The organism is Streptomyces olivaceoviridis, assembly GCF_014650115.1.
In the GTDB taxonomy this organism is placed as follows: domain Bacteria; phylum Actinomycetota; class Actinomycetes; order Streptomycetales; family Streptomycetaceae; genus Streptomyces; species Streptomyces olivaceoviridis.
This window is the reverse complement of record NZ_BMUI01000033.1, coordinates 15,804-26,379: the sequence shown is the minus strand read 5'-3', so window position 1 is coordinate 26,379 and position 10,576 is coordinate 15,804. Positions and strand designations below refer to the sequence as shown.

Sequence of the window (10,576 nt, the reverse complement as noted above, 5' to 3'; positions counted from 1 at the left end):
CACAGCGCGACTCCCCGGAACAGAGAGGCAGTGACCGTGTTCGACACCGACACCTACCTACGGCGGCTGGGCCACGACAGCGAGCGGGCCGGGCGTCCCGCGCCCGACCTGACCACCCTTGTCCGGCTGCACAAGCGGCACATGGAGACCGTGCCGTTCAGCAGCACCGGCTCCCTGGCCGTGCCGACCGCGAGCGGCGAGGTGGTCGATCTGGTCGACTTCGACCAGGACGCCACCTTCGACGCCGTCGTCGCGGCGGGCCACGGCGGCGGCTGCGTCCAGATGACCCGGCTGTTCCTGCGCCTGCTGCGCGACCTCCGCTACGACGTCGACCTGATCGCCGGGACCACGGCCGAGGGGGAGGCGGAGTACGGCGTCGATGTCGAGCACATGCTGATGGTGGCCCGCGTCGACGGAGCGCGCTGGCTCGTCGACGTGGGCTACGCCGGACCGTCGTTCCTCGAACCCCTGCGGCTCGACGGTGCCACCGACGGGCGCGAGCAGGTGCAGTACGGCTGCCGGTACCGCCTCGTCGAGGACGGCGACGGCGTGCTCCTGGAGCGCAGACCGCGGCTGGGGCGCTGGAGTGTGGTCTTCCGTTTCACTCCGAAGGTCCGCGAGCCTGCCGAGTGGTACGCCTTCCAGGACCTGGCGAACGTGAAGCTGGCGGCCGTGACCCAGGAGAGCGCACCCCAGCTCCACAGCCGGGCCGTCGCCGACGGACAGGTGGTGCTCAAGGGCCGGCGCCTGCTGACGGTGCGGGCCGGCATCGAGAAGTCCCGGACCATCACCGATGACGAGGAACTCCGCGCGGTCCGCGACGGCATCCTCGGCGGCACGCTCGACTGAAGCCCGGTACCCCGTTCCCCCGCTCGACGCGGCCCACGCCGCTCGGCTCATCGCCCTCGTCACCGTCGACAGAACAGGATGGACATGCGTCGCAACCTATCCCGCTCGGAGAACCTGTACGCCGGGGAGATGAGAACCCAGGCCGTGCGCACGATCACGGTGCGCGGCGGTGTCGACCCCGACGCGCTCGGCGCGGCGTTCGCCGCGGTGCTGGCCGACCACCCGTCGCTGCGCAGCCGCCTGGAGCAGGACGCCGAGGGCAGTTTCCTCAGCCCGCTGAAGCCCGACGAACTGCCGCGCCTGGTGGTGCGCGCCGGCAGCCCGGACGGGCTGGTGCAGGAGTGGAACACGCCGCTGCCGCTGGGCGGCCCGCTGGTCCGCGCGGTGCTGCTGACCGGCGCGGACGAGGACACGCTGGTCCTCGGGACCGACCATGCGATCTGCGACGGCCGCAGCGCGACCGCGCTGTGCGTCCGCTTGTGGCAGTACTACGCCGACATCAAGGCAGGCACACACCCGCCCGTCCGGCCCGTCCGGGAGGACTGGCCGGCGGCGATCGACGACCGCCTCGCACCCGTCACCGAGACCGACGTGGCCGCCTACGTCCAGGGGCGGCTCGACCGGGCCGAAGGCGCCCCGGTCGGCGCCCTCCCGTACCTCGCGGCCCGGTCCGGCGAGGTGGCGCCCCAGCAGGGCCGGACCCAGTCACGCCGGCTCCAGCTGGACGTCTCCGAGACCGCGAGTCTCCTGGCGTTCGCCCGGAGCGCGGGTGTGTCGGTGCACGGGCTGGTGGGCGCGGCGATCCTCGCGGCCGTCCGTTCCGGCCTGCCGGCGGAGTACGCCGACCACCGGCTGGGCTGCGTCTCCACGGTGGACCTGCGCGAGCGGGTGGAGCCCCGGCTGAGCCGTGAGGTGATGGTCCCCGCGGCCTCGTGGTACCAGGATCTGGTCGACGTACCGGCGGGGGCCGACCTCGTCGCGCTGGGCCGTCGGCTCGCCACCGGCCTCAAAGCCGCGGTCGGCCGCGGCGACCCCGCCCTGGAACTGCAGTCGCTGGACCGGCTGCTGGCCACCCCGCACCTGCTGGCGGCGAGCGTGGTGATGACCAACATCGGACGCGTCATCCTGCCGCCGTCTCCGCCCGGCCTGGAGATCACGGACATGCGGGGGTTCGCGGTGTCCAGCAAGGCGCCGTCGTTCCTGCAGCACGGCCCGGTGCTCGCCGTGCTGATGACGGTCCGCGACCGCTTCCGCATCGAAATGCCCTACAGCACCGAGTGCTTCACGGAAGCACAGATGGACGCGGTCCACGACCATGTCCGGGCGACTCTGCGGGAGTTCGCCGACCGGGTACCGGTCCCGGCCGGATGAGGATCCACCGGCCGGACAACGACAGGGCCTAACCGGCGGCGCGGGTGCCGACCACGACCGTGCAGTACATCTCGTCGTTCGTGGACACGTGGGGGACGAGGCCGTGGTCGGCCATCGCCCGCGCGGTGAGTGGGGCCTGCTCCTCGCTGGTCTCGATCAGCAGTCTGCCGCCCGGCGCCAGCCACGCCGGTGCCCCGGCGGCGACCCGGCGGTGCACCTCGACACCGTCGGCGCCCCCGTCGAGCGTGTACTTCGGCTCGTGGTCACGTGCCTCGGGCGGCATCATCGCGATCTCGTCCGTCGGCACGTACGGAGCGTTGACGACCAGGACGTCCACGCGACCGCGCAGCGAGCCGGGCAGCGCGTCGTACAGGTCGCCCTCGTACACGTGGGCGTCTGCGCCGACGTTCAGCCGGGCGCAGGCGACCGCGTTCGGGTCGATGTCGGCGCACGACAGCTCGATCCCGGGCACCCGCGCGGCGACGGCGGCACCGATCGCTCCGGTTCCGCAGCACAGATCGACGACGACCGAGCCCGGCCGGGCCGACTCCGCCGCCAGGTCGACCAGGAACCGGGTGCGCTGACGTGGGACGAACACCCCGGCGTTCACCCGGATCCGCAGGCCGCAGAACTCGGCCCAGCCGAGGATGACCTCCAGCGGCTCGCCGACCACACGGCGGTGCACCAGCACGTCCAGTTCGGCGGGTGTCTCGGCGGCATCGAGGAGCAGCGCCGCCTCCTCCTCCGCGAACACGCATCCGGCACCTCGCAGGGTGGCCACCGTGCGCGACAGCACCTCATCGGCGGGAGTGATCGACATCGAAGCCTTTCGAGGAAGAACCCCGGCCGGCCGGGCCGATCCGCCGGCCGTGAATGCGTCACCTGCCGTCAGACCGGGGGATGTGGCGTGCGGGATATCCAACTTACGGTGACCAGCGGACAGTTCAGCCAGCTTAGCAGGAGAGGCCGATGGAGTTTGTGACCAGGGAAGTCGGTGCCGACCGTGGGGCCACGGCCCCGCGGACCGCACGGTGGCGGTCGGCCGGGCGATCATGAGCATCGCCACCGGTCCCGCGCGGGTCTCCGCCGTCACCACCCCCGACACCCCCGACCCGCGCACGACAGCGGGCAAGTTGGCCGACCTCCAGCAGCGGATCGACGCCGCGATGTGCGCCGGCGGCGCCGCCGGCGTGGAACGCCAGCACGCGAAGGGACGCCGCACGGCGCGCGAGCGCATCGACGCCCTGCTCGACCCCGGCTCCTTCGTCGAACTCGATGCGCTGGCCCGGCACGCGCCGACCGCCGGCTCACCGGAGCGGCACGCCATGGGGGACGGCGTCGTCACCGGCACCGGCACGATCGACGGCCGTCCGGTGGCCGTCTACAGCCAGGACGCCACCGTTTTCGGCGGAACACTCGGTGAGGTGCACGGCGACAAGATCGTCAAGCTGATGGACCTGGCCGCCAGGGTCGGCTGCCCGCTGGTGGGGATCAACGACGGCGGCGGTGCCCGCATCCAGGAAGGCGTCGGCACGCTCGGCCGCTACGGCGAGATCTTCTTCCGCAACGTGCGCTGTTCCGGCGTCGTCCCGCAGATCTCCCTGATCATGGGCGCGTGCGCCGGGGGAGCGGTGTACTCCCCGGCGCTCACCGACTTCACCGTCATGGTCGACCGGACCAGCCACATGTTCATCACCGGGCCCGAGGTCATCAGGGCCGTCACCGGGGAGGAGGTGGACTTCGAGACGCTCGGCGGTGGCCGCCCGCACAACACCCGGTCGGGGGTGGCGCACTACCTCGCCTCCGACGAGGACGACGCGCTGGCCTACGCCAAGGACCTGCTCAGCTACCTGCCGAGCAACAACCTCTCCGTGCCGCCGGTCTTCTCCCCACCGGAGCAGGCACGTTCGAGCGCCGACGGGCTCACCGCCACCGATCTCGAACTGGACACGATCGTCCCGGACTCGCCGCACCAGGCCTACGACATGTACGAGGTCATCACCCGGGTGCTCGACGACGGCGAGTTCCTTGAGGTGCAGAGGATGTTCGCACCGAACATCGTCGTCGGCTTCGGCCGGGTGGCCGGGCGCAGCGTCGGGGTCGTCGCCAACCAGCCCACCCAGGTGGCGGGTTGCCTGGACATCAACGCCTCGGAGAAGGCGGCACGTTTCGTGCGCACCTGCGACGCGTTCAACGTGCCCGTGCTGACGTTCGTGGACGTGCCGGGTTTCCTGCCCGGCGTCGACCAGGAGTGGGACGGGATCATCCGGCGGGGCGCCAAGCTGATCTACGCCTACGCCGAGGCGGTCGTCCCCAAGATCACGGTGATCACGCGCAAGGCGTACGGCGGTGCCTACGGCGCCATGGGCTCCAAGCACCTCGGCGCCGACGTCAACCTGTCCTGGCCGACCGCGCAGATCGCCGTGACGGGCGCCGCGGGAGCCGTCGGCATCCTCCACCGCAGGGAACTGGCGCGGCTGGAGGGCGACGAACTGGCCCAGCGCCGCGCCCAGTTGGTGAGCGAGTACGAGGACCAGGCCACTCCCTACGCCGCGGCCGACCGCGGTTACGTCGACGCGGTCATCCAGCCGTCGCACACCCGCGCACAGATCGGGTGGGCGCTGCGGCTGCTGGCGACCAAGCGCGCGGAGGGGCCACCCCGCAGGCACGGCAACATCCCGCTCTGAGCGGGGGACGCGACGGCACGACCCGAAGCACAGCGGGACCGAGACCAGACAGTTGACGGACCGAAGAGGGCGGAAACACTTGACTCTCCCCGAAAGCGTTGAGCACTCCGAGCCGGTGAAGGCACGGACACCCGACCCCCATGACTTCCTGGCCCTGGACGATGAGCTGAACGCCACCGAGCGGGCCATGCGCGACACCGTGCGGGCCTACGCGACGACCGAACTGCTGCCCCATGTCGCCGACTGGTACGAGCGCGCGGAGCTGCCCCGCTCGATCGCCAAGGAACTCGGCGCGCTCGGCCTGCTGGGCATGCAGCTGGACGGCTACGGCTGCGCCGGTCTGTCGGCCACCGCCTACGGCGTCGCCTGCCGCGAACTGGAAGCGGTCGACTCCGGACTGCGCAGTTTCGTGTCCGTGCAGGGCTGCCTCGCCATGTGCGCCATCCACCGCTGGGGCAGTGCGGAACAGCGGCAGGAATGGTTGCCCCGGATGGCCGCGGGCGAGGTGCTCGGCTGCTTCGGCCTGACCGAACCGGAGTCGGGCTCCGACCCGGGTTCGATGCGTACGTTCGCCCGCCGCGACGGCGGCGACTGGGTGCTCAACGGCGCCAAGGCGTGGATCAACAACGGCGCGCTCGCGGACGTCGCGGTGATCTGGGCACACACGGAGGACGGGGTGCGCGCCTTCCTCGTGCCCACCGGCACGCCCGGCTTCGCCGCCCAGGAGATCACCCGCAAACTGGCCCTGCGGGCGTCCAACACCGCCGGCCTCACCCTGGACGAGGTGCGGGTCCCCGCGTCGGCGGCCCTGCCCGGGGCGCGCGGTCTGAAGACGGCGCTCTCGTGCCTGAACGAGGCCCGCTTCGGCATCATCTGGGGCGTGGTCGGCGCCGCCCGCACCTGCTACGCCAGCGCGCTCGAGTACGCCGTCGGCCGTGAGCAGTTCGGCCGGTCGCTCGCCTCCTTCCAGCTCTCCCAGCGCAAGCTCGCGGACATGGTGGTGGACCTCACGCACGCCGGGATGACCGCGCTGCGGCTGGCCCGGCTGAAGGAGGCCGGCCTGCTGGAGCCCACGCAGCTCAGCCTCGGCAAGCTCGCCAACGTGCGCGCCGCGACCGAGGTCGCCCGCACGGCGCGCAGCATCCTCGGCGCCAACGGCATCACCCTCGACTACCCGGTGATGCGGCACATGTCCAACCTGGAGGCGGTGCTCACCGTCGAGGGGACCGAGGAGGTCCACACCCTCAGCATCGGCCGGGCGGTCACCGGTGTCCAGGCATTCCGCTGACGGTCCCGAGCGTGACGCTGCCACCCGGCGGCGCGCGACACCCGAAACTCCCGTACGACGAGGAGCTGCCATGCGGCGTCACGACATTTCACCACACCTGCGAGCCACGGGGCATCGGCCGTGGGGCACCAGCCGGGGCGGGAGGGCGGGACGGTGAGGGCTGTCTACGCGGCACGTCCCGACGCCGAGGAACCGCTGGCCGCCCTGGCCGTCGGCGAGCGCCCCGATCCGGAGGTGCCCGAGGGGTGGCTGCGGGTCCGGGTCAGGTCCGTGTCCCTCAACCACAAGGATCTGTGGACCCTGCGGGGTGTCGGCCTGAACCACGACAAGTATCCGCGGATCCTCGGCTGCGAGGCGGCGGGGGAGGACCCTGAGGGCCGGCGCGTGGTGCTCTATCCCGTACTGGAGTCCCCGCCGGGCACCGCGGACGAGACCCTGATCCTGCCGGCCGCGCAGCTCGTGGGCGCCCGGCCCGGCACGATGGCCGAGTACATCGCCGTGCCTGCGACCAGCCTGCTGCCGGTCCCGGACCAGCTGACCTGGGAAGAGGCGGCCTGCCTGATCTGCTCGTGGCTGCCGGCGTACCGCATGCTGTTCACCAAGGCCAGGCTGCAACCCGGCGACTCGGTTCTCGTGCAGGGCGCGGCCGGCGGACTGTCCACCGCGCTGATCACGCTGGGCGCGGCCAGCGGACTCCGGGTGTACGCCACCAGCCGTACCGCCGACAAGCGAGAGCTGGCCAGGCGCCTGGGCGCGCACGAGGTACTGGAGCCCAAGGCACAACTGCCCGAACAGGTGGACGCCGTCATCGACAGCGTCGGCCGGGCGACGTGGACGCACTCCCTGCACAGCGTGCGCACCGGGGGCACGGTCGTCGTGGCCGGCGCCACCTCCGGCGACGTCTCACCGGCCCGGCTGCACCGGGTCTACTTCCACCAGATCAACATCGTCGGGTCGTTCAGCGGCACCCGGGACGAATACGCGCGGATGCTGGCGCTCATGCGCACCACGGGCATCCGGCCCCTCGTGGACGACGTGATGCCACCCCAGGACGCGCGAGCGGCGTTCAAACGCCTGCTGGACGGCGACGTCCGGGGCAACCTCGTACTGAGCTGGCCGTAGGGCGCGGGCTTCCTGACCAGGCTGGTACCGCCTGGTGCGACGGGAACCCGACCGTGATCGTCACGATGCCGGGCCGTATGCGGGCCGGAGCGGCTCGGCCGCTGCCGTCAGCGGCGAAGAGGTCAACGCACGCCGCGGTGCGGCCCGTTGACCATCGCCACCGTTGCGCGGCAGGAAGGAGGGCGGTGGGCGACCACGCGGCGCCGCACACCCCTGCCGCACCGGCTCCGCGACCACCGCGGCGCGGACACGCCACAGCGGCGCCGGGCGGCCTCGCGACGGGAACGGCACCGACATCCGCACGCCGCACGCCGCGCGACAGACGCGACAAGGCGCGACCGCGACTCCGCAGTGCCGCACCTGCCCGACTTCGACAACTCCCTTTCGTCCCGCACTTCTTCACCCGCAAAGGAAGCAGCATGCCCACGCATCTTGAGTACTTCACCCACGGCATCTCCGAGGAGGAGCGCCGCACCCGCACCTTCCTGGAGATCGGCCGGCGCGCGGGGCACTTCCCCCGTGCCGTCGCCCGGACCGACGGGTCGGAAAGCGAAGTGAGCGTCTGGTGCAGCAACGACTACCTCAGCATGGGCCAGCACCCGGTGGTCGTGGAGGCCGTACGCGACACCGTCGCCCGCTTCGGGGCCGGCTCCGGCGGCTCGCGCAACATCGGCGGCACCAACCACCGCCACGTGGAGCTGGAGCGCGAACTGGCCGACTGGCACGGCAAGGACGCGGCGCTGCTGTTCACCTCCGGCTACACCGCGAACGACGGGGCGCTGTCGGTGATCGCCGGCCGGCCCGAGGGCACCGTGGTCTTCTCGGACGAGCGGAACCACGCATCGATCATCGACGGGCTGCGGCGCAGCGGTGCCCGCAAGCGCATCTTCCGCCACAACGACGTCTCCCACCTGGCCGAACTCCTCGCGGACACCGACCCCGACGCGCCCAAGCTGATCGTGCTGGAGTCGGTCTACTCGATGTCCGGGGACGTGGCCCCCCTCGCCGACATCGCCGACCTCGCCGACCAGTACGGCGCCACCACCTTCCTCGACGAGGTGCATGCGATCGGCATGTACGGCCCCCAGGGCGCGGGCATCGCGGCACGCGAGGGCATCGCCGACCGCTTCGACGTCGTCATGGGCACCCTCGCCAAGGCGCTGGGCACGGTCGGCGGCTACATCGCCGGGCCCGCCGATCTGATCGACACCGTCCGCACCTTCTCCCGCGCGTTCGTCTTCACCACGTCCCTGCCGCCCGCCATCGCCGCCGGCGCCCTGGCCGCCGTACGTCATCTGCGGTCGTCCGACACCGAGCGGGGCCGCCTGGCGGAGAACGCGGGGCTGTTGCAGCGGCTGCTGGACGAGGCCGATGTCCCGTACCTGTCCGCGGACTCGCACATCGTCTCGGCGCTGGTCGGTGACGACGCCCTGTGCAAGCAGGCCTCGAACCTGCTGCTCGACCGGCACGGGATCTATGTCCAGGCCATCAACGCGCCCAGTGTGCGCCTCGGGGAGGAACTGCTGAGGATCGCGCCCTCGGCCACGCACACCCCGGCGGACGTGCAGAAGTTCGCCGAGGCCCTGGCCGGGATCTGGCGGGACCTGGAGATCCGGACGGCCTCGGACCGGCGGGACGCGGCTGCGAAGGGGGCGGCGTGACCCGTTCCCTCGCCGCCGTGCTCGCCGACACGGCTGCACGACGACCGGACCATCCGGCCCTGATCTGGGACTCCGTCGTGGTGACCTACCGTCAACTGTGGCAGCGGGTACGCGGTGTGGCCGGCATCCTGCGGCGGCTCGGCGCCGGGCCGGGCGACCGAATCGCCGTGCTGGTACCCAACACGCTGGAATTCCCCGCCGTTTACTACGGAGTACTCGCGCTGGGCGCGACCGTGGTCCCGCTGAACACCCAACTGCGTGCCGCGGAGATCGAGTTCGTGCTGCGGGACAGCGGTGCGCGGGCCCTCGTATGCGACGCGTCCGCACTGGAGCAGGGCGCCCCGGCGGCCACCGCCACCGGGGTCGCGCTCTTCACCGTCGCGGGTGAACACCCCGCGGCCGTACGGCTCGACGTCCCGGACCCCGAACCCGCGCTCGCGGATCTCGTCCCCGTGGGCCCCGAGGACATCGCCGCGATCCTCTACACCTCCGGCACGACCGGCCGCCCCAAGGGGGCCATGCTCACGCACCGTAACATCGTCATGAACATCGAGGTGAGCGCCGTATCCCCGTTCGCCGTCCGGCCGGACGACGTGCTGCTCGGGTGTCTGCCGCTGTCCCACACCTTCGGCCAGACCTGTGTCATGGGCACCTGCTTCTCGGCCGGCGCGACGCTGGTGCTGATGCGCAGGTTCCACGCGGTGCCCGCGTTGGAGCTGATGGCCCGGTACGGCTGCACCGTCTTCATGGGCGTGCCGACGATGTACCACGCACTGCTGGAGGCCGTGGCGGCCGGCGCCCCCGCTCCACCCGCGCTGGAGCGCGCCTACAGCGGTGGTTCGGCCCTGCCCGTGCCGGTCCTGGAACAGGTGCGGCAGACTCTCGGATGCGAGGTGTACGAGGGGTACGGGCTGACCGAGACCTCACCGGTCGTCGCCTACAACCAGCCCGGCATCCCCTGCCGCCCCGGCACCGTGGGCCTGCCGGTCACCGGCGTGGAGGTGGCGGTCGCCCGTGCCGACGTCGAGGCAGCCGTCGAGCTGTTGCCGGCGGGCGAGATCGGGGAGATCGTGATCCGCGGCCACAACGTGATGGCCGGCTATCTCGGGCTGCCCGCGGCGACCGCGGCGGTCCTGGTGGACGGCTGGTTCCGCTCCGGTGACCTGGGCGTGCTCGGCGAGGACGGCTACCTGTCCGTCGTGGACCGCAAGAAGGACGTCATCCTGCGCGGCGGATACAACGTCTACCCGAGGGAGGTCGAGGAGGTCCTGCTGCGGCATCCGGCGGTCGAGCAGACCGCCGTCGTCGGCGTACCCGACGTCCGGCAGGGCGAGGAGGTGTGCGCGGTCGTCGTGGTCCGGGACGGGTTCGCGCTCGATGACGTGTCGGCGGCCGACCTGGTGGCGTGGTGCCGCGAGCGTCTGGCGGGCTACAAGTGCCCGCGCCGGGTCGAGTTCGCTAGGGAACTGCCGCTGGGCCCGAGCGGCAAGGTGCTCAAGCGGGAACTCGCCGCGCGACTCGCCACGTCGAAGACTGAGCGGGTCACTTCTTGAGCAGGTCGGTATCAGGCGCCCTGACCACGGCGAGCGTGAACCGGG

Annotated in this window: 8 protein-coding genes; 7 read left to right on the top strand and 1 reads right to left on the bottom strand. The window is 71.8% G+C overall.

Annotation, left to right across the window (positions count from 1 at the left end):
• Window positions 1-30 precede the first annotated feature (30 nt).
• Window positions 31-849: an arylamine N-acetyltransferase family protein gene (locus tag IE273_RS37155; RefSeq protein ID WP_189819535.1), complete on the top strand. Its 819-nt coding sequence runs from the start codon at window positions 31-33 to the stop codon at window positions 847-849.
• An 84-nt stretch (window positions 850-933) separates the two neighbouring features.
• On the top strand, window positions 934-2,220 hold the full coding sequence (locus IE273_RS37150; protein WP_189819534.1) for a phthiocerol/phthiodiolone dimycocerosyl transferase family protein: 1,287 nt from the start codon (window positions 934-936) through the stop codon (window positions 2,218-2,220).
• 28 nt (window positions 2,221-2,248) lie between these two features.
• Here the strand turns inward: IE273_RS37150 and IE273_RS37145 are convergent, their stop codons facing one another.
• Window positions 2,249-3,040 (bottom strand): putative protein N(5)-glutamine methyltransferase, encoded by a 792-nt coding sequence (locus IE273_RS37145; protein WP_189819533.1) that lies wholly within the window; start codon window positions 3,038-3,040, stop codon window positions 2,249-2,251.
• A gap of 232 nt (window positions 3,041-3,272) precedes the next feature.
• Between IE273_RS37145 and IE273_RS37140 the strand changes: the two genes are divergently transcribed.
• The 5 genes from IE273_RS37140 to IE273_RS37120 all read left to right on the top strand — a co-directional run bounded on the left by IE273_RS37140 (window position 3,273) and on the right by IE273_RS37120 (window position 10,531).
• Entirely contained in the window at window positions 3,273-4,907 is a 1,635-nt protein-coding gene (locus IE273_RS37140; RefSeq protein WP_189819532.1) for an acyl-CoA carboxylase subunit beta, read from the top strand.
• A gap of 115 nt (window positions 4,908-5,022) precedes the next feature.
• A complete protein-coding gene (locus IE273_RS37135; protein ID WP_229887918.1) occupies window positions 5,023-6,195 on the top strand; it encodes an acyl-CoA dehydrogenase family protein in 1,173 nt (390 codons plus the stop codon).
• Between the two features lie 153 nt (window positions 6,196-6,348).
• Window positions 6,349-7,317: a zinc-binding dehydrogenase gene (locus IE273_RS37130; protein ID WP_189819531.1), complete on the top strand. Its 969-nt coding sequence runs from the start codon at window positions 6,349-6,351 to the stop codon at window positions 7,315-7,317.
• Between the two features lie 419 nt (window positions 7,318-7,736).
• Window positions 7,737-8,978, top strand: a complete 1,242-nt coding sequence (gene hemA, locus IE273_RS37125; protein ID WP_189819530.1) for a 5-aminolevulinate synthase — start codon at window positions 7,737-7,739, stop codon at window positions 8,976-8,978.
• Window positions 8,975-10,531: a long-chain-fatty-acid--CoA ligase gene (locus IE273_RS37120; protein ID WP_189819529.1), complete on the top strand. Its 1,557-nt coding sequence runs from the start codon at window positions 8,975-8,977 to the stop codon at window positions 10,529-10,531. The genes hemA and IE273_RS37120 overlap by 4 nt, the downstream gene beginning before the upstream one ends.
• The last annotated feature ends 45 nt before the right edge of the window (window positions 10,532-10,576 follow it).